General features: G+C 65.6%; 20 protein-coding genes. 11 read left to right on the top strand and 9 right to left on the bottom strand.

What is annotated here, in order from left to right:
- Nucleotide 1: 1 nt before the first annotated feature.
- Nucleotides 2–1,966 carry a DNA mismatch repair endonuclease MutL gene (mutL, locus tag J8I82_RS15295; RefSeq protein ID WP_209758858.1) on the bottom strand — a complete coding sequence of 655 codons (1,965 nt, stop codon included), beginning with the start codon at nt 1,964–1,966 and terminating at the stop codon, nt 2–4.
- 165 nt (nt 1,967–2,131) lie between these two features.
- On the opposite strand from mutL, the gene J8I82_RS15300 reads away from it, so the two are divergent.
- A complete protein-coding gene (locus J8I82_RS15300) occupies nt 2,132–2,785 on the top strand; it encodes a VTT domain-containing protein (RefSeq protein WP_209759199.1) in 654 nt (217 codons plus the stop codon).
- A 28-nt stretch (nt 2,786–2,813) separates the two neighbouring features.
- Here the strand turns inward: J8I82_RS15300 and J8I82_RS15305 are convergent, their stop codons facing one another.
- Complete coding sequence (locus tag J8I82_RS15305) at nt 2,814–3,662, bottom strand: SirB1 family protein (protein ID WP_209758859.1); 849 nt, start codon at nt 3,660–3,662, stop codon at nt 2,814–2,816.
- 52 nt (nt 3,663–3,714) lie between these two features.
- Nucleotides 3,715–5,265, bottom strand: coding sequence for a murein biosynthesis integral membrane protein MurJ (gene murJ, locus J8I82_RS15310; protein WP_209758861.1), 1,551 nt, complete (start codon nt 5,263–5,265; stop codon nt 3,715–3,717).
- A 351-nt stretch (nt 5,266–5,616) separates the two neighbouring features.
- On the opposite strand from murJ, the gene rpsT reads away from it, so the two are divergent.
- A complete protein-coding gene (rpsT, locus tag J8I82_RS15315; protein WP_029045968.1) occupies nt 5,617–5,883 on the top strand; it encodes a 30S ribosomal protein S20 in 267 nt (88 codons plus the stop codon).
- Between the two features lie 139 nt (nt 5,884–6,022).
- Here rpsT and J8I82_RS15320 read toward each other — a convergent pair whose 3' ends face one another.
- Nucleotides 6,023–6,322: a DUF3579 domain-containing protein gene (locus tag J8I82_RS15320; RefSeq protein ID WP_063240208.1), complete on the bottom strand. Its 300-nt coding sequence runs from the start codon at nt 6,320–6,322 to the stop codon at nt 6,023–6,025.
- A 428-nt stretch (nt 6,323–6,750) separates the two neighbouring features.
- On the opposite strand from J8I82_RS15320, the gene argF reads away from it, so the two are divergent.
- Both argF and ppnP read left to right on the top strand, forming a co-directional pair.
- Complete coding sequence (gene argF / locus J8I82_RS15325) at nt 6,751–7,674, top strand: ornithine carbamoyltransferase (protein ID WP_209758863.1); 924 nt, start codon at nt 6,751–6,753, stop codon at nt 7,672–7,674.
- 79 nt (nt 7,675–7,753) lie between these two features.
- On the top strand, nt 7,754–8,065 hold the full coding sequence (gene ppnP / locus J8I82_RS15330) for a pyrimidine/purine nucleoside phosphorylase (RefSeq protein WP_209758864.1): 312 nt from the start codon (nt 7,754–7,756) through the stop codon (nt 8,063–8,065).
- Nucleotides 8,066–8,092: 27 nt separating this feature from the next.
- Here the strand turns inward: ppnP and murB are convergent, their stop codons facing one another.
- Nucleotides 8,093–9,103: a UDP-N-acetylmuramate dehydrogenase gene (murB, locus tag J8I82_RS15335; protein ID WP_209758866.1), complete on the bottom strand. Its 1,011-nt coding sequence runs from the start codon at nt 9,101–9,103 to the stop codon at nt 8,093–8,095.
- A 131-nt stretch (nt 9,104–9,234) separates the two neighbouring features.
- Here murB and J8I82_RS15340 point away from each other — a divergent pair, with 131 nt between their 5' ends.
- The gene (locus J8I82_RS15340; RefSeq protein WP_209758867.1) at nt 9,235–9,720 is read left to right on the top strand and encodes a YajQ family cyclic di-GMP-binding protein; all 486 of its coding nucleotides are present in this window, start codon (nt 9,235–9,237) and stop codon (nt 9,718–9,720) included.
- Nucleotides 9,721–9,787: 67 nt separating this feature from the next.
- On the opposite strand, the gene J8I82_RS15345 is transcribed toward J8I82_RS15340, so the two are convergent.
- The 3 genes from J8I82_RS15345 to J8I82_RS15355 form a co-directional block, all read right to left on the bottom strand.
- Entirely contained in the window at nt 9,788–10,249 is a 462-nt protein-coding gene (locus J8I82_RS15345) for a DUF192 domain-containing protein (RefSeq protein WP_209758869.1), read from the bottom strand.
- A 146-nt stretch (nt 10,250–10,395) separates the two neighbouring features.
- Entirely contained in the window at nt 10,396–10,587 is a 192-nt protein-coding gene (locus J8I82_RS15350; RefSeq protein ID WP_209758871.1) for a hypothetical protein, read from the bottom strand.
- Nucleotides 10,588–10,691: 104 nt separating this feature from the next.
- Entirely contained in the window at nt 10,692–11,333 is a 642-nt protein-coding gene (locus J8I82_RS15355; RefSeq protein ID WP_209758873.1) for a pseudouridine synthase, read from the bottom strand.
- A 240-nt stretch (nt 11,334–11,573) separates the two neighbouring features.
- Between J8I82_RS15355 and icd the strand changes: the two genes are divergently transcribed.
- Nucleotides 11,574–12,824 carry an NADP-dependent isocitrate dehydrogenase gene (icd, locus tag J8I82_RS15360; RefSeq protein ID WP_209758874.1) on the top strand — a complete coding sequence of 417 codons (1,251 nt, stop codon included), beginning with the start codon at nt 11,574–11,576 and terminating at the stop codon, nt 12,822–12,824.
- Between the two features lie 149 nt (nt 12,825–12,973).
- Nucleotides 12,974–13,435: a VOC family protein gene (locus tag J8I82_RS15365; protein ID WP_135705876.1), complete on the top strand. Its 462-nt coding sequence runs from the start codon at nt 12,974–12,976 to the stop codon at nt 13,433–13,435.
- 222 nt (nt 13,436–13,657) lie between these two features.
- Here J8I82_RS15365 and J8I82_RS15370 read toward each other — a convergent pair whose 3' ends face one another.
- Nucleotides 13,658–13,864, bottom strand: a complete 207-nt coding sequence (locus J8I82_RS15370) for a cold-shock protein (protein ID WP_063240199.1) — start codon at nt 13,862–13,864, stop codon at nt 13,658–13,660.
- Nucleotides 13,865–14,396: 532 nt separating this feature from the next.
- Between J8I82_RS15370 and clpS the strand changes: the two genes are divergently transcribed.
- The 4 genes from clpS to J8I82_RS15390 all read left to right on the top strand — a co-directional run bounded on the left by clpS (nt 14,397) and on the right by J8I82_RS15390 (nt 19,084).
- Nucleotides 14,397–14,723, top strand: coding sequence for an ATP-dependent Clp protease adapter ClpS (gene clpS / locus J8I82_RS15375; RefSeq protein ID WP_010814998.1), 327 nt, complete (start codon nt 14,397–14,399; stop codon nt 14,721–14,723).
- Nucleotides 14,720–17,014, top strand: a complete 2,295-nt coding sequence (gene clpA, locus J8I82_RS15380; RefSeq protein ID WP_029045978.1) for an ATP-dependent Clp protease ATP-binding subunit ClpA — start codon at nt 14,720–14,722, stop codon at nt 17,012–17,014. Before clpS ends, clpA begins: the two co-directional genes overlap by 4 nt.
- A gap of 175 nt (nt 17,015–17,189) precedes the next feature.
- Entirely contained in the window at nt 17,190–18,188 is a 999-nt protein-coding gene (locus J8I82_RS15385; RefSeq protein ID WP_209758876.1) for a tripartite tricarboxylate transporter substrate binding protein, read from the top strand.
- A 47-nt stretch (nt 18,189–18,235) separates the two neighbouring features.
- The gene (locus tag J8I82_RS15390; RefSeq protein ID WP_209758877.1) at nt 18,236–19,084 is read left to right on the top strand and encodes a VOC family protein; all 849 of its coding nucleotides are present in this window, start codon (nt 18,236–18,238) and stop codon (nt 19,082–19,084) included.
- Nucleotides 19,085–19,093 lie beyond the last annotated feature (9 nt).

Here is a 19,093-nt window from a genome sequence, read left to right on the forward strand (position 1 = left end):
CTTACTGGCCGCGCAGGAACAGACGGTCCAGCTCGGTCACGGTCAGTTGCACCCAGGTCGGGCGGCCGTGGTTGCACTGGTCGGCGCGCTCGGTCTGTTCCATCTGGCGCAGCAGCGCGTTCATTTCTTCGACGGTGAGCTTGCGGTTGGCGCGCACTGCGCTGTGGCAGGCCAGCGTGGCCAGCAGTTCGTTGCGGCGCTCGGCCAGCACGCGCGAGCCGCCGTAGGCGTGCAGGTCGCGCAGCACGTCGCGCGCCAGCGCTTCGGCGTCGGCCTGCTGCAGCAGCGCGGGCACCGCGCGCACTGCCAGCGTGGTCGGCGATACCGGCGTGATGTCGAAGCCAAGCAGCGTCAGCGTTTCCTGGTGCTCCTCTGCCGCGCCGATCTCCACCGGGCTGGCTGGCAGCGTGACCGGGATCAGCAGCGGCTGCACGGCCAGGTCGCGCGCATCCAGGCCGGCCTTGATCTGCTCGTAGAGGATGCGCTCGTGGGCGGCGTGCATGTCCACCAGCACCAGTCCGCGCGCATTCTGCGCCAGCACATAGATGCCGTGCAGCTGGGCGATGGCGTAGCCGAGCGGGTGGTCGTCGGTGGCGTCTGCCGCGTCGGCGGAGGCCGGCGGCAGGCGGTCGAGCAGGCCTGGCGGTTCGTCGGCGCGCGCCGCTTGAGCGTCGGCCAGCCAGGCGGGCGGCTGCGCCGGAGTGCCCGGAAAAGCGCCGTACGGGCGCGGCGCCGGCGCGGTCGCGTCGCGCACCATGCCGAGGTAGGCCTGGCGCGGCTGCGCAATGCCGAGCTCGGTCTGCCGCGCCGCGGAGTAGTTGACCCACTGGCTGCCACCACCAACGCTGCCGCCGCCGAATGACGGTCGCGCGCCCGAGGGTGCCGCGGGCGGCAGCCGGATCTCGCCGTCGTCATCGGTATGCAGGCTGTCGCCGTTCTCGCCGGCCTGGCGTGCCAGGCTGCGCTGCACCGCGTGATAGATGAACTGGTGCACCGCGCGCGATTCGCGGAAGCGCACTTCGATCTTGGACGGGTGCACATTGACGTCGACCATTTCCGGCGGCAGGTCCAGGCACAGCACGTACGACGGGAAACGGTCGCCGTGCAGCACGTCCTGGTAGGCGCTGCGCACCGCGTGGTTGAGCAGCTTGTCGCGCACGAAGCGGCCGTTGACGAAGAAGTACTGCTGGTCGGGCCGCCCGCGCGACGCGGTGGGCAGGCCGGCAAAACCGTACACATGCAGCGTGTCGGCCTGTTCGTCCAGAGGCAGCCGCGCCCGCGCGAAGTCCGCGCCCAGCACCTGCGCGGTCCGGTTGGCGACGTCGCCGGCGTTCCAGTGTTCCAGCGGCTTGCCATTGTGGTGGACCGAGATGGCCACGTCGGGCCGTGCCAGTGCCGCCCGGCGCACCATCTCCAGGCAATGTCCGAGTTCGGTTTGCTCGGACTTCAGGAACTTTCGACGCGCTGGCGTGTTGAAGTAGAGATGCTGCACGTCGACCGTGGTGCCGATCCCGCCAGACGCGGGCTGTACGGTGCCGGTGTCGGCACTGACCTGCGTGGCATGGGCGTCGCCCGCGGTGCGGCTGGTCAGCGCAAGCTGGGAAACCGAAGCGATCGAGGCCAGCGCCTCGCCGCGGAAACCCAGTGTCAGGACCGATTCCAGTTCGTCGAGCGACGCAATCTTGCTGGTGGCGTGGCGCATCAGCGCCACCGGCAACTCGGCGGCGGGGATGCCGCAGCCGTTGTCTGTGATGACGATGCGCCGCACGCCGCCTTCTTCCAGCCGGATGCCCAGCTGCGTGGCCCCGGCGTCCAGCGCGTTTTCCAGCAGCTCCTTGACCACCGAGGCCGGGCGCTCCACCACTTCGCCGGCGGCGATCTGGCTGATGAGCTGGTCTGGCAACGGACGGATCGGACGCGGCAGCTGAGTGGTGCGAAGGGGGCTTTGGCTGGCGGAATCGGGCATCCGGCGATTATACGTGGCCGTCCACGCAGAGTCGGACGCCACTGGTCCGCGACAAGTGGCGGAAGGGCGCGCCGGCTCTTGTATGATTCAGGCCAAGGTGGCATTGCGCCGCGTAGACTTGTTTGCAGTCAACCAACCAAATCGGGGAACGACTTGGAATTCGCTTTGCAGCTCATCGACATGCTGGTCCATGTCGACAAATACCTCGGCACCGTCATCGACCAGTATGGCCACTGGGTGTATGCGATCCTGTTCCTGATCGTGTTCGCCGAAACCGGGCTGGTGGTCCTGCCGTTCCTGCCGGGCGACTCGCTGCTGTTTATCGCCGGCGCCTTCTGCGCCACCGGCGCCATGAACGAATGGGCGCTGGTGGGCCTGCTGCTGGTGGCGGCCATCACTGGCAATACCGTCAACTACTGGGTGGGCAGCTGGATCGGGCCCAAGGTATTCGACCACAAGTGGCGCTTCCTGGACCAGGATGCGCTGCGCCGCACCCATGATTTCTATGAGCGGCACGGCGGCAAGACACTGGTGATGGCGCGTTTCGTGCCGATCGTGCGCACCTTCGCGCCGTTCGTTGCCGGCGTGTCGCAGATGACGTTCGCGCGGTTCCAGATGTTCAACGTGCTCGGCGCGCTGGCCTGGGTGGTCGGGCTGGTCTTTGCCGGCTACTTCTTCGGCAACCTGCCGTTCATCAAGCAGTACCTGAACCTGATCGTGCTGGCGGGGATCGGCGCGGCGGTGGTGCCGCTGTTGCTGGGCGGACTGTGGAAGCTGGTGCGCGGCAATCGCCGCCGGCCCTCGCGCGTGGAGCGCTGAAGCGCCTGCCTGAGCTGGCGCAGCCTCGTCAGTTGAGGCTGCGACTCATCATGCGCAGTGCCGGCATGCGCTCGCGGATCTGGCCGATATCGGCGGCATCGGGACGCGCCTGCATATACGCTTCCAGATCGGCCAGCGCCGGCCGGAAGCACTCCAGGTTGGCATACGCCAGCCCGCGGTCGCGCACTTCCTCGATCGAACCCGGCAGCAGGATCACCAGACGGTTCTGCACCGCCAGCAGCCGCTGCCAGCGTGACTCCTGCAGGTAGATCGCCTTCAGGTTGCGCAGCATGCGCGCGATGATCTCGCGATGGCTGGCCGCGCGCAGGAACAGGCCCAGCGGCACCTGGCCGGAGTCGGTGATGCCTTCGCGCTCCAGGTACGGGTCCAGCATTTCCTGCAGCTGCTCCTTCGACAGGGTTTCGCCCGTCAGCGGGTCCAGGATCACCTCGCCCGCGGGGATGGTCATGCGCAGCAGGAAATGATTGGGAAACGACACCCCCTTGAGGGGCAGGCCGATCTGCTGGCCCAGCTCCATGAACAGCACCGCCAGCGAGATCGGGATGCCGCGGCGCTGCCGCACCACCACGTTCAGGTACGAGTTGTCCGGATCGTAGTAGTCGTTCGCGTTCGGGCCAAAGCCCAGGTCGCGGTAGAAGAAATGATTCAGCAGCCGCAGCCGCTGGATTGCCGGCGTGCCTTCGGCGATCCGCCGCTTCAGGCGCAGCGCCAGCACGTCGAGTGCGGCAAGTTCGGCCTGCAGGTCCAGGTCCGGATAGGCATCCTGCGCGATGGACAGTGCGGTCTCGGTCAGCGGGATGCCGTTTTCGTCGGCCACGAGGCTGGCGAAGTAATCCAGGACTTTGGTGGATGTCATATCGGATTCCCGGTGCGGCCAGGGGCGCCGCGCGCAGCGTGGGTCACCACGCCTAGGCGGCGCGCCGCTTGAAGGCGGAATAGCGCAGTCCCATGAGCCACAGTGTACCGAAGTAGACCACCGCTGCAAGTACCAGGCACGACGCGAGCAGCGCGATGCGCAGCAGCGGCGTGGCACCCAGGCCGATCCAGTCGAAATTGCGCGTGAACCAGAGCAGCATGCCCGACAAGAGCATCACCGCGGTGCCCAGCTGCGCCAGGAACAGCCACCAGCCAGGCGCCGGCCTGTACAGGCCGCGCCGGCGCAGGCCGAAGCACAGCAGCAGCGCATTGATGGTGGCGCCGGCACTGATCGACAGCGCCAGGCCCGCATGGCCGAGCCAGGGCACGAACACGACGTTGCATGCCTGCGTGATCACCAGCACCAGCAGCGCGATCTTGACCGGGGTGCGGATGTCCTGGCGTGCATAGAAGCCCGGCGCCAGGATCTTGATGGCGATCAGCCCCAGCAGGCCGGTGCCGTAGGACACCAGCGCCTGGCGCGTCATCTCGACGGCGTGGGCGTCGAACTTGCCGTAGTGGAACAGGACCGCAGTCAGCGGCGCGCCGAACACGAACAGCCCCACCGCGCAGGGTACCGCCAGCAGGAAGGTCAGCCGCAGGCCCCAGTCGAGCAGGCCGGAGTACTCGGCATGGTCTTCCTTGGCGCTCGCTTTCGACAGGCTTGGCAGCAGGATCGTGCCGAGCGCCACGCCCAGCAGCGCGGTCGGAAATTCCATCAGCCGGTCGGCATAGGTCAGGTACGAGACGCTGCCCGCGGCCAGGTGCGAGGCGATGTTGGTATTGATGATCAGGCTGATTTGCGCGACCGACACCGCCAGCAGCGCCGGCCCCATCTGGCGCAGGATGCGCCGCACGCCGGGGTCGGACCAGGCTGCGCGCACATTGAAGCCCAGGCGCGGCATCACGCCCAGCCGGCGCAGCGCCGGCACCTGGATCGCCAGCTGCAGCACGCCGCCGACCAGCACGCCCCACGCCTGCGCGTAGATCGGCTGGTCCATGTGCGGGCCGACGAACAGGGCGGCCACGATCAGGCACAGGTTGAGCAGCACCGGCGTGAACGCCGGCACGGCAAACTTGCGCCAAGTGTTCAGGATGCCCGAGGCCAGCGCCACCAGCGAGATCAGGCCGATGTACGGGAACATCACCCGCGTCATGAAGACCGCGGCGGCATAAGTCTCGCTCTGCCCGCGGAAGCCGGTTGCCACCGCCGTCATCACCAGCGGCGCGCCGATCACGCCCAGCAGCGACACGCCCATCAGCACCCAGGTCATCACCGTGGCGACGGCGTCGATCAGCGCCTTGGTCTGCTCCTCGCCACGCTTGCTGTGGTATTCGCCGAGGATCGGCACAAAGGCCTGCGAGAACGCGCCCTCGCCGAAGATGCGGCGCAGCAGGTTGGGGATGCGGAAGGCGACGTTGAACGCATCGGTCATCTCCGACGCGCCGAAGGCGCGGGCGATCAGGATTTCGCGCACGAGGCCGGTGATGCGCGACAGCATCGTCAGGCTGCTGATGGTGGCGAGCGCTTTGAGCAGGTTCAAGGTGTGGATCGGAGCGGGACGGTGGATCGGTGCGGGCGCGGGCCGCCGGGGGGCGTGTGCCGGACGTGGCCCGGGACGCCTGTCAGACGTGGGCAACGCGGTAAAGTTGCCGGCTCGCCACGCGCACCGGCGCGATGTGGCGCATATTATACGGATCGCCTGTCGCAGGCCCCCGCACGCGTCGGCAAAGTCCCAGCGGTCTTGCGCCGCGAGTCAGCATCTGTGTATAATTGCCGATTCACAAGGACAGTTGCGTTCCGGATTCGTGTGTCAGTGCATCCCGGGTCGCTCGATATGACTTAATTGTTGTGTCCCCCGCGGCACGCATCTGAATTCAGGATATTTTTCGACATGGCAAATTCCGCACAAGCCCGCAAGCGCGCCCGCCAGGCCGTTGCCCAGAACGCTCACAACTCCAGCCTGCGCTCGCGTCTGCGCACCGCCGTCAAGGCCGTCCGCAAGGCCATCGACGCCGGCGACAAGGCTGCCGCCGCTGAAGTGTTCAAGAACTCGCAAGCTGTGATCGACAGCATCGCCGACAAGAAGATCGTGCACAAGAACAAGGCCGCACGTCACAAGTCGCGCCTGTCGGCCGCCATCAAGGCCATGGCTGCCTGATAGTTGCCAGGCCGCTGCGGCGGCCCGGCAGCGGCGGAGCTTCGGTTCCGCCAAACAAAAAAGCTCGTCATCCGACGAGCTTTTTGCTTTTCTGGTGAGCCATCTGCCGGCGCCTGTCTTCTGGCGCCTTGTCGCGATGTCATTCGAGCGAGCAGGCCTCGACCAGTTGCAGGTTGTTGTCGCGCGCAAAGTTCAGCACGAAATCCAGCGCCTTGGGTTCGATATCGCGCAGCCGCACATCCACCACCACGCATTTGACGTTGCCGGCGAAGATGGGGCGCACGTAGGGGGAATAGGTCAGGCGGGGATCGCCGGTGTCGCCTTCGGGGCGGAACTGCGCCATCACGCCGCACAGTCGCTCGGCCCAGTCGCTCGGTCGGAAGGTCTTGCCTTCCTTGGTAATGCCTTGGATAAAGTATTCGCGAACGTTGGGGTTCATGAGGCTGGACACTGCGGGTGAGGCGACGACTCGACGGTTAAACCCGCGGAAACGGGCGCCCGTTTGACGCGGCTGGTGCGCGTTTGGTTCGCGCTTTTTCCGGCCGGGAAGGCGGGGCGTCGGTGTCTGCGGGGGCACTTTTGATGCCGGCGGCGCGCAGCGGCAAGGGTATGCCGGGGCCCCGCGTGAATCAGCGAGTATTATATCTTATATAAGACTTGCGCATAAGGGCTGAATCCTGTCAGGAACCTGTCAACGCGGCCGGGGCGGCGCCTGTCACGGGTTGTCCCGGGCTGGGCAAAGCAGAAATAATCCCTTATGATTCTTGCAGTTAAATTGCGTATGCGACGCGAAAGGCGGCTCCGCGGCACGCTCAGGTCATGACATTTCATGACGGCGCGCCCCCACCGAGCCGCCTTCTTTGTTTTATGAGCCCAACCCCGATCAAGCATTACCTCCAGTTCAGCGACTTCACTCCCGACGAGTACGAGTACCTGCTGGACCGCGCGCGGATCCTGAAGGCCAAGTTCAAGAACTACGAGACCTGGCACCCGCTGCATGACCGCACGCTGGCCATGATCTTCGAGAAGAATTCCACGCGTACGCGCCTGTCGTTCGAAGCGGGCATCCACCAGCTGGGCGGCCATGCGGTGTTCCTGAACACCCGCGACTCGCAGCTGGGCCGCGGCGAGCCGATCGAGGATGCGGCGCAGGTGATCTCGCGCATGGTCGACATCATCATGATCCGCACCTTTGGCCAGGACATCATCGACCGCTTTGCCGCGCACTCGCGCGTGCCGGTGATCAACGGGCTGACCAACGAATACCACCCGTGCCAGGTGCTGGCCGATATCTTCACCTACATCGAACAGCGCGGCAGCATCCGCGGCAAGACGGTGGCGTGGATCGGCGATGCCAACAACATGGCCTATACCTGGATCCAGGCGGCCGAGCGCCTGGGCTTCAACTTCCATTTCTCGGCGCCGCCGGGATACCAGCTCGATCCGGCCATGGTGCCGGCGTCCGCCGCCAGCCTGGTCAAGGTTTTCGAGGATCCCCTCACCGCCTGCCAGGGCGCGAGCCTGGTCACCACCGACGTCTGGACCAGCATGGGCTTCGAGGCCGAGAACGAAGCCCGCAAGCGCGCCTTCAAGGACTGGATGGTCACCACCGCGATGATGGACCGCGCCGAGTCCGACGCGCTGTTCATGCACTGCCTGCCGGCGCACCGCGGCGAGGAAGTCGAGGCCGCCGTGATCGACGGCCCCAAGAGTGTGGTCTGGGACGAGGCGGAAAACCGCCTGCACGTGCAGAAGGCGCTGATGGAATACCTGCTCTGCGGCCGCTACTGAGCGCGCGCGGAGTGAACAGGAGAGGGGCCGCGATGGCCCCTCTTTTTACGTCTTAATCAAGACAGTGAAGGAGATGGAAGTGAGCCAGTTCGACAACGTATCGGTCGTCAAGAAAGCCAACCTGTATTTCGATGGCAAGTGCGTGAGCCACACCGTGCTGTTCCCGGACGGCGCCCGCAAGACGCTGGGCGTGATTTTCCCGGCGTCGCTGACGTTCAACACCGGCGCGCCGGAAATCATGGAAATCAATGGCGGCAGCTGCCGCGTGCGCCTGGCTGGCGCGGAAGACTGGCAGACCTACGGCGCTGGCCAGCAGTTCGATGTGCCGGGCAACAGCAGCTTCGACATCGAGGTGCTGGAGACGCTGGACTACGTCTGCCACTTCGGCTGATCGCCGGACCAGCAGGCGCTACCGGCGCTACAGCACCACCGGCTCGGGCTCGATCCGCACGCCGAAGCGCGCTTCGACGGTATCCGCGATGCGGTTGGCAAGCGCCAGCAGCATCGCGCCGGTGCCGCCGCCATGGTGCACCAGCACCAGCGCCTGCTTGCCATAGACACCCACCGGGCCGTCGCTGACGCCCTTGAAGCCGCAGCGGTCGATCAGCCAGCCCGCGGCCAGCTTGTAGCTGCCATCGGGCTGGGGATAGCTGACCAGGTCGGGATTGGCCTGCAGCAGCGCATCGCGCTGTGCGGTGTTGACCAGCGGGTTCTTGAAGAAGCTGCCGGCGTTGCCGATCTGCGCGGGGTCGGGCAGCTTGCGCGTTCGGATCGCCACCACCGCGTCGCGAACCGTGGCGGCATCCGGGGCTGGATTGCCGGCCAGCTCGCGCGCCAGGTCGCCGTAGGACAGTACCGGCTGCCAGGCTTTGGGCAAGCGTAGCGTCACCGAGGTAATGATGTAGCGGCCGGCGCCGGCCTGCTTGAACAGGCTGTCGCGATAGCCGAAGCCGCACGCGCGCAGGTCCAGCCAGACGAACACGCCGGCATGGCGGTCATAGGCGCGCACGCCTTCGAAGCGGTCACGCAGTTCGACCCCATAGGCGCCGATATTCTGGATCGGCGCGGCGCCCGCGGTGCCGGGAATCAGCGCCAGGTTCTCCAGCCCAGGTATGCAATCGGCGATAGTGCGGTTGACCAGCCCGTTCCAGTTCTCGCCCGCGCCGGCGGTGACCAGCCAGGCGTCATCGGCATCCTCGACCTGGTAGCCCGGGATCTCCATCAGCAGCACCAGCGCGTCGAGGTCGCGCGTCAGCAACACGTTGCTGCCGCCGCCCAGCACCACCAGCGGCAGGCCATTGGCGCGCGGGTCCGCGAGGGCCTCGGTCAGGTCGGCTTCGCTGCGCACATGCACGGCGAAGCGCGCGCTCGCATCGAATCCGAATGTATTGTGGCGGCGCAGGGGATAAAATTCGTGGAAATCTGCCATGCAAGGGGATAGGTGACGCGGCCGCCGCTGTTGGTGAGCGTTGCGGCCCCTGGCTGCGAGGTAGGCCTGAATTATACGGAAGGCGTCGCCAACGGCCGCCTTCCGGGCATATGGATCACAAGGAGAATGCAATGCCGTCGTTTGACGTAGTGTGCGAAGCGAACATGGTCGAGGTGAAGAACGCCGTGGAGCAATCCAACAAGGAAATCTCGACCCGCTTCGATTTCAAGGGCTCGGACGCCCGGGTCGAGCAGAAGGAAAACGAACTGACCGCCTTTGCCGACGACGATTTCAAGCTGGATCAGGTGAAGGACGTGCTGCTCAACAAGATGGCCAAGCGCAATGTCGACGTGCGCTTCCTGGACTACGGCAAGACCGAGAAGATCAGCGGCGACAAGGTCAAGCAGGTCATCACCATCAAGAAAGGCGTGACCGGCGACCTGGCCAAGAAGATCGTGCGCATGATCAAGGACAGCAAGATCAAGGTGCAGGCCAGCATCCAGGGCGACGCGGTGCGCGTGTCGGGCACCAAGCGCGACGACCTGCAGAACGTGATCGCCCTGCTGCGCAAGGACGTGTCCGAAGCGCCGCTGGACTTCAACAACTTCCGCGACTGAGTGGAATCCCAAGGGGAAATCCCATCCGGGTCGGCGTCCATGCCCGCCACGCTTGCCGCCGCGGCGCTCAGCGCGCCTGCGGCAGCCCGCTGATCTTCGCGCCGGCGCGGATGCCTTTCTGCGCGAACCAGCCCTGGTTCATTTCCAGCGCATAGCGGATCGCCGCCTTCGGGCAGTGGTTGTTCTCGCTGCGCGGCGCCATGTCCTCGATATTGACGATGGTCCCGTCATCGGCCAGGAAGGCGATCGACAGCGGCAGTTCGGTGTTGCGCATCCAGAAGCAGTGCCCGGCCTTCTGCTCGAACACGAACAGCATGCCGCCGTTGACCGGCATGCTCTTGCGGTACATCAGTCCCTGTTCGCGCGCCGCCGGCGTGGCAGCAACCTCGGCCTGGATCGCGTACATGCCCGCCGTCAGCGGTACTACCGGCAGCGCGGCTTGCGCCTGGACCTGGCCGAAAGCCAGCACGGCCAGCACAGCGGCGGTACGGATGCAGCGCGACAACGGCGTCTTGGGCAGGAGGGACATGGTATTCGGTCTGGAAGGGCGCGGACGGGAGCCGCAAGCATAGCGCACGCGCCGCGCCGATGGATTGGCGACGGCCAAAAGAACAAAGGCAGGCGCCTGGCGGCAGCCTGCCTTTTTTTCCGCCGGCGCATGGCCGGCACGGTGGCTTACTGTGCGGCCGGGGCCGAAGCCGTCGCGGCCTTTTTGTGGCTGGTCTTCTTGTGGCTGGTCTTTTTCTTGGCGGGCTTCGGGGCTTCCTTGGTGGCCGCGGGCGCTGCGGCGTCGGCAGGTGCCGAAGCCTGGGCGAAGGCGCCCGTGGCGAACAGGCCGACAACCAGAGCAGCGATCAGTTTTTTCATGGCGATTACCTCGAAGGATAAGAACAGTCGGAAGTTGTGACGCGTGATTGGACGTGTCACCGACAAGAACGAGGCGTTCGGATGGCGGGTTGACGCGTTGTTTGTTAGCTTTTGTAACGAAAACGCCGCTTGACGTCGTTCGCCTGTCTGGTTTTTGAGACATGGGGGGCCGGCGCGCGTGCGGCCGGCAGGCCCAGCACAACGGGCTCGACCTCGCACGATTCCCCAGGGCCGAGGCCGAGCGTACGCAGGTCAAGCGGCCCGATGCCTACGCGGACCAGCCGCAGCGTTGGGAAGCCGACGGCCGCGGTCATGCGCCGCACCTGCCGGTTCTTGCCCTCGCGAATCCTCAACTCGAGCCACGACGTCGGGATCGCGGCGCGATAACGCACCGGCGGATAGCGCGGCCAGAGCCACTCGGGCTCACCGATCGCACGTACCCGTGCCGGCTGCGTGACGAAGTCGCCAAGATCGACGCCGGCGCGCAGCCGCGCCAGCGCGGCCGCATCGGGAATGCCCTCGACCTGGGCGAGGTAAGTCTTTTCAAGCTTGTGGCGCGGATCGGCAATGCGCGCCTGGAGCGCACCGTCGTCGGTCAGCAGCAGCAAGCCTTCACTGTCCGCATCGAGCCGGCCGGCGGGGTACACGCCCGGCACGTCCACGCAAGCGGCCAGCGTGGGGCGCGTGGGGTGTTCCGAGAACTGGCTCAGGGTGCCGTACGGCTTGTTCAGGGCGATCAGGGTCATGGGGCGCAAGTATGCCGCAGCCGCGCGCCGCGGTTGGCGGATGATGAAAGATTGCTGCATAATACGAAATCAGTCTTGTGTCTTATATAAGACTAAGACTTGCGCCTGAATGCAGGGCCGGGTGGTGCAATGCAGTACTGTGCGGGCCGCAATGCCCGCTACAATGCCAGCGCCATCTCCCGAATCTCGCCGTCGGCCGAGCACCGGCGGCCGTCTAAACCGTTCCGTACTGGAGACGTCATGTATCAACACATCAAGGTTCCGGCCGGCGAAAAGATCACGGTCAACCAGGATTTTTCGCTGAATGTCCCGGACAACCCCATCATTCCCTATATTGAAGGCGACGGTACGGGCGTCGATATCACGCCGGTAATGATCAAGGTTGTTGACGCGGCCGTGGCCAAGGCTTACGGCGGCAAGCGCAAGATCGCCTGGATGGAGATCTACGCCGGCGAGAAGTCGACCAAGGTTTACGGCCCGGACGTGTGGCTGCCGGACGAAACCCTGGATGTGCTCAAGGATTACGTGGTCTCGATCAAGGGGCCGCTGACGACGCCGGTGGGCGGCGGCATCCGCTCGCTGAACGTGGCGCTGCGCCAGCAGCTGGACCTGTACGTCTGCCTGCGACCGGTGCGTTACTTCAAGGGCGTGCCTTCGCCGGTGCGCGAGCCGGAAAAGACCAACATGGTGATCTTCCGCGAGAACTCGGAGGACATCTACGCCGGCATCGAATGGGCCGCGGAAAGCGAGCAGGCGAAGAAACTCATCAAGTTCCTGCAGGACGAGATGGGCGTGAAGAAGATCCGCTTCCCGGCCACGTCGGGCATCGGCGTCAAGCCGGTTTCGCGCGAAGGCACCGAGCGCCTGGTGCGCAAGGCGATCCAATACGCCATCGACAACGACAAGCCCTCGGTGACGCTGGTGCACAAGGGCAACATCATGAAGTTCACCGAGGGTGGCTTCCGTGACTGGGGCTACGAGCTGGCGCAGAAGGAGTTCGGCGCCGAGCTGGTCGACGGCGGCCCGTGGTGCAAGTTCAAGAATCCGAAGACCGGCAAGGACATCGTCGTCAAGGACGCGATTGCCGACGCCTTCCTGCAGCAGATCCTGCTGCGTCCGGCCGAGTACTCGGTGATTGCCACGCTGAACCTGAACGGCGACTACGTTTCGGACGCCCTGGCCGCGCAGGTCGGCGGCATCGGCATTGCCCCGGGCGCCAACATGTCCGACTCCGTCGCCATGTTCGAAGCCACCCACGGCACCGCGCCCAAGTACGCCGGGAAGGACTATGTCAACCCGGGCTCGGAAATCCTGTCGGCGGAAATGATGCTGCGCCACATGGGCTGGACCGAGGCCGCGGACCTGATCATCGCGTCGATGGAAAAGTCGATCCTGTCCAAAAAGGTCACGTACGATTTCGCCCGCCTGCTGGAAGGCGCGACCCAGGTCTCGTGCTCGGGATTTGGCCAGGTGATGATCGAAAATATGTAAGCACGGACTCCCGCTGTGGCGGGCGAACTGCCTTGGAGAGACCCCGCTGCCGTGCACCGGCTGCGGGGTTTTTTTCTTGCGCCGGCCAGCGCCGTTGCCTAGAACTTCAGGGATTGCAACGGACGGGCCGGTGGCCCGGGGAGACTGCCATGGACGATCCTTTTCGCCGCACCGCCTTCGGCGCGGCCGTCTTCTACAAGGACCCGCTGGCCGCGCTGGACTGGCTGGAGCGCGCCTTCGGCTTCCAGCGGGTCATGGTGATCCGGGACCAGCAGGACCAGCTGGTGCACTCGGAAATGCGCTTTGGCGACAGCTACCTGATGGTGGGCAGCGAGTGGGCGGACTTTACCGCCAGCCCGGCGTCGATCGGCGGCAAGAATACGCAGACGGTGCATGTGCACCTGCGGGATGGAATTGACCAGCACTGCGAGCGGGCCCGTGCCGCCGGGGCAGTGATCGTGCGCGAGCCGCAGGACGAGTTCTATGGCGACCGCTCCTACACGGCCAGGGACCCGGAAGGCCATGTCTGGACCTTCGGCCAGACTGTGCGGCAGGTCACAAAGGAAGAGGCCGAGCAGGCCAGCGGCTTGAAGATCGACGGTTGGGCCTGAGCTGGTCAGCCTCCGCGGCCGGGCCGTGAAAAGCAGAAAGCCCGGCACGAGGCCGGGCTTTCCGTCGGATGCGGTGCGTGCAGCTGATATGCGCCAGCACCTGCCCGGCCGCCTGAGACAGCCTGGCGGGCACTGGCGCCGATCCCGTCCCGGGGGAGTTCCCCCCGCACCCTCGTAGACCGCTCCACGGCTCTGCCGGCCGGGATGCGGTCGCGGCGCAGCTTAGCCGGCGTCCTGGATATTGGTGGCTTGCTTGCCCTTGGGGCCCTGGACCACCTCGAACGAGACGCGTTGACCTTCCTTCAGCGTCTTGAAGCCCGACATCTGGATAGCCGAAAAGTGCGCAAACAGTTCTTCTTCGCCCTCGTCCGGCTTGATAAAACCGAAACCCTTGGCGTCATTGAACCATTTGACGATACCGCTTGCCATATACTCCCCCAACGAAATAGCAGATTTCAAAGCGGGGAAGCCGATGCCGGCCGGATGATACGGACTGCGGCGCACGCACTGCGACGCCATGACCGGCCGCGTCCCGAGATGCGGCCGGCGATGACGCGCGGCGAGGTGCAATCGCGTGGCGGCCAGTCTGGATACTGACTCGCCGCCGCCGGGGCCGTGGGCCTCCCTGCTCACGGATCACCCGCTCATTGGCCTTTTGCTTTGGCTGACTGGCTTCAGGCGGGTGTGCGGCCGATTCTTCTGTCAAACAAAGATACTGTCAAGCTGGCGGAATCCCCACTGCGTGCAGGGTGTGGTGGGAAACGGACGGCGCGGGATGGTACCTTGGCGGCAAGCATCGGGTATTGTCCGGATCAGTCCTGCGGGTTCCCGTCACGTGCATTGCAATGCCTCTGGCGTGCGGTTCCGCGCTTTTTCATAACCGGAAACAGGTAACCCGGCCCTTGAATCCGGCGCCTTTTCCCCAAATTGCAGAGTTGCGAGTAAGGGTTAGAATAAAGCCATGGCTACACGGCTTGCGAATGTCCCACAACGCGAAGCGGGCACCATCCTGGAGCGGAAAGAGCAGGCGCTCAAGCCGCCTGCCATGTTCAAGGTGGTGCTGCTTAACGACGACTACACTCCGATGGAGTTTGTCGTGATGATCCTGCAGCAGTATTTCAGCAGGGACCGGGAAACGGCGACGCAGATCATGCTGACCGTGCACCGGGAAGGAAAGGGCGTCTGCGGTATCTACACCAGAGATATCGCGGCGACAAAAGTCGAGCTGGTGTCAACGCACGCGCGGCAGGCGGGGCACCCCTTGCAGTGCGTGATGGAGGAAGCATGATTGCGCAAGAATTGGAAGTGAGCCTGCACATGGCTTTTGTCGAAGCCCGGCAGGCACGCCACGAGTTCATTACCGTGGAGCATCTGCTGCTGGCATTGCTCGACAATCCCACGGCAGCTGAAGTCTTGCGCGCCTGCGCGGCCAATATCGAGGACCTGCGCACCAGCCTTAAGAACTTCATCGCGGATAACACGCCGGTGGTGCCGGGAACCGACGAAGTCGATACCCAGCCCACCCTCGGCTTCCAGCGCGTGATCCAGCGCGCGATCATGCACGTCCAATCCACTTCCAACGGCAAGAAGGAAGTGACCGGTGCCAACGTGCTCGTCGCCATCTTCGGCGAGAAGGATTCGCACGCGGTCTACTACCTGCAGCAGCAGGGCGTGACGCGCCTGGACGTGGTCAATTTCATCAGCCATGGCATCCGCAAGGACCAGTCCGAGCCTGCCAAGCACGGCGACAATGCCGGCGAAGGCGAGGGCGGCGACGGCAAGGAAAGCCCGCTCGAGCAATACACCCAGAACCTGAACGCGCTGGCCAAGGCCGGCAAGATCGATCCGCTGATCGGCCGCGAAAGCGAAGTCGAGCGGGTGGTGCAGGTGCTTTGCCGCCGGCGCAAGAACAACCCGCTGCTGGTGGGCGAGGCCGGCGTCGGCAAGACCGCCATTGCGGAGGGCCTGGCCTGGCGCATCACCAAGAACGAAGTCCCGGACATCCTGGAAAAGGCCACCGTCTACTCGCTCGACATGGGCGCGCTGCTGGCCGGCACCAAGTACCGTGGCGATTTCGAGCAGCGCCTGAAGGGCGTGCTCAAGTCGCTCAAGGACAATCCCAACGCGATCCTGTTCATCGACGAGATCCACACGCTGATCGGCGCGGGCGCCGCTTCGGGCGGGACGCTGGACGCCAGCAACCTGCTCAAGCCGGCGCTGTCGTCGGGGCAGCTCAAGTGCATCGGCGCGACCACCTTCACGGAATACCGCGGCATCTTCGAGAAGGACGCGGCGCTGTCGCGGCGCTTCCAGAAGATCGACGTGGTCGAGCCGTCGGTCGACCAGACCGTGCAGATCCTGCGCGGCCTGAAGTCGCGCTTCGAGGAGCACCATGGCGTCAAGTACGCGGCTTCGGCGCTGACCGCCGCGGCCGAACTGTCGGCCCGCTTCATCACCGACCGCCACCTGCCGGACAAGGCGATCGACGTGATCGACGAGGCCGGCGCGGCGCAGCGCATCCTGCCGAAGTCCAAGCAGAAGAAGACCATCGGCAAGGGCGAGATCGAGGACATCGTCTCGCGCATCGCGCGCATCCCGCCGCAGAGCGTGAACCAGGACGACCGCAGCAAGCTGCAGACGCTGGAACGCGACCTGAAGTCGGTGGTGTTCGGGCAGGATCCCGCGATCGAGGCGCTGGCCTCGGCCATCAAGATGTCGCGCGCCGGCCTGGGCAAGACCGACAAGCCGATCGGCTCGTTCCTGTTCTCGGGTCCCACCGGCGTGGGCAAGACCGAGGTCGCCAAGCAACTGGCCTTCATCATGGGCATCGAGCTGCTGCGCTTCGACATGTCCGAATACATGGAGCGCCATGCGGTGAGCCGCCTGATCGGCGCGCCGCCGGGATACGTCGGCTTCGACCAGGGCGGCCTGCTGACCGAGGCCGTCACCAAGAAGCCGCACTGCGTGCTGCTGCTGGATGAAATCGAGAAAGCGCACCCGGATATCTTCAATATCCTGCTGCAGGTGATGGACCATGGTTCGCTGACCGACAACAACGGCCGGCGCGCCGACTTCCGCAACGTGATCATCATCATGACCACCAACGCGGGAGCGGAAACCATGAACCGAGCCACCATCGGCTTCACCAGCTCGCGCGAGCAGGGCGACGAGATGGCCGACATCAAGCGCATGTTTACGCCGGAGTTCCGCAACCGGCTGGATGCCACCATCAGCTTCCGCTCGCTGGACGAGGAAATCATCCTGCGTGTGGTCGACAAGTTCCTGATGCAGCTGGAAGAGCAGCTGCACGAGAAGAAGGTGGAAGCCAGCTTCAGCGAGAAGCTGCGCAAGTTCCTGGCGCACAAGGGCTTCGACCCGCTGATGGGCGCGCGTCCGATGCAGCGCCTGATCCAGGACATGATCCGCAAGGCGCTGGCCGACGAGCTGCTGTTCGGCAGGCTGGTGTCCGGCGGCAAGGTGGTGGTCGACCTGGACGAGCAGGACCAGATCAAGCTCGATTTCTCCGAGATCGAGCCGGAACCGCCCGAGGCGCCGGAAGAGCAGCGCGCCGAGGCCTGAGCGGCAACCGCTCCGGCCGAAAATCGCACCGGATCGTGGCGATCAGGGCGAGGTTCGGCCGGGTTGCCTGCAACGCGGCCGATCATCGGGCAAAATACAGGGGGCGGCAGTGATGCCGCCCCTTCTTTTTTCCCGGCGGCCACCGGCATTGCGGTCGCCAACGCCCGAATACCCGATGTCCTCTGCCGAACGCACGCGGCGCCGCCGCCTGCTGCTCAAGATCCTGCCGCTGGGCGCCATGCCTGTACCGATGATGCACGCCGCCGCCGCCGAGGCGCCGGCCGGCAACCGTCCACTGGCGCTGGTGCTGCCGTTCCCGCCGGGCGGCAGTGTCGATATCGTCGCGCGCCAGCTCCAGCCGGGGCTGAAGGCGGCGCTGGGGCAGACCGTGGTGGTCGACAACAAGCCGGGCGCCGGCGGCCTGATCGCGTCCAGCACCGTGGCGCGCGCCAGGCCGGACGGCAGCACCTTGCTGATGGCCTTCGATACGCACGCCATCAACCCGCTTGCCTACAAGCAGCTGCCCTATGACACCTTCCACGATTTCACACCGATCTCGCAGCTGGTGCGTTTCCCGCTGGTCATCGCCGCCAATCCTTCGCTGCCGGCCGCCAATGTGCGGGAACTGGTGGCATTGGCCAAGGCCAGGCCCGATAGCGTGCGCTATGCCTCGTCAGGCATCGGCAGCCTGAACCAGCTTGCGGCCGAGGCGCTGGCGACCGAAGCCGGCGTGCATATGCTCCACGTGCCTTACAAGGGCGGCGGCCCGGCCGTGCAGGCGGTGCTGGCCAACGAGGTCGATCTCTTTTTCAGCAGCTATGCCGCGGTACAGGCGCATGTGGCCGCGCGGACCATCAAGGTGTTGGGCGTGACCGGCACCAGCCGCCTGCGTCAGTTGCCGCAGGTGCCGACCGTGGCAGAGCAGGGGCTCAAGGGCTTTGAGGCGTATTCCTGGATCGGCGTGTTCGGGCCGGCCAACCTGCCCGCGGCAACTGTCACGCGGATCCACCAGGCGCTGGTCGAATCGCTGCGCCAGCCGCGCGTGGTCGATGCGCTGGCCGCACAGGGCTTCGAGCTCGTCGGCGGCAGCCCCGCCGACCTCGGCAAACTGGTGCGCCAGGAGCACGACAAGTGGCAGGCCGTGGCGCGCAAGGCCAATATCCAGTTCGAATGACGGCGGCCGGCGCAGGCGCGCCCGCCGCACTGACTGAGGTGATGTCGATGGCAAGCCAAGCGGAAATGTTCGACCACGCGGTGGTGGTGTGTCCCAACCTCGATGCGGCGGCGCAGGCCTGGCAACGGATCGGCTTTACGCTGACGCAGCGCGGCTATCACACGCTGGGTTCGCAGAACCATTGCATCATGCTGCAGCACGACTACGTCGAGCTGCTGCACGTCACCGCGCCTACCCCAAGCCGCCAGTACTACTGGGACGCCCAGGCGCGCGGCGGCGGCTGTGCGGCGATGTCGTGCAAGAGCGACGACGCCTTCGGCACGGCCGCGCGGCTGCGCGCGTCAGGCTGGTACACCTCCGATCCGATCGAATTCTCGCGCCCGGTGCGGCTGGACGACGGCAGCGAACATCCCGCCACCTTCCGCGTGACCGCGCTCGACGATGCACCGGGCGCACGCTATTTCGTCTGCGAGCATCGCACGCCCGAGCTGCTGTGGCGGCCGGAATGGATGTCGCACGCCAATGGCGCCGACAGCATCGCGACCATGTTCCTGGTGGTGGCGCCCGCGCTGGTCGATGCCGCCGCGCGGGCCTACGCCGAACTGACCGGCGGCGAGCTGACGCAACTGAGCGAGCATGTCAGCAGCCTGGCGCTGGACGACGCCGCGCTGGTGGTCAGCACGCCGCAGGCGCTGGCCTCGGCGACCGGCACCGCGCATGTTCACCGTGAGGTGCCGGGATACGCCGCGATGCGCCTGCGTACCGGCGACCTGGCCGCGGCGCGCGCGCTCTGGCGCAACGCTGGCGTGCCGACCCACGATCTCGGCCCCCGCGAAACGCTGGTGCCGGCCGAGGCAGCCGGCGGCGTGGCGTTGCTGTTCGAGCAGCGCAACTGAAATGCAAAC

This window comes from Cupriavidus consociatus (assembly GCF_017814975.1).
GTDB classification, from domain to species: Bacteria; Pseudomonadota; Gammaproteobacteria; order Burkholderiales; family Burkholderiaceae; genus Cupriavidus; species Cupriavidus consociatus.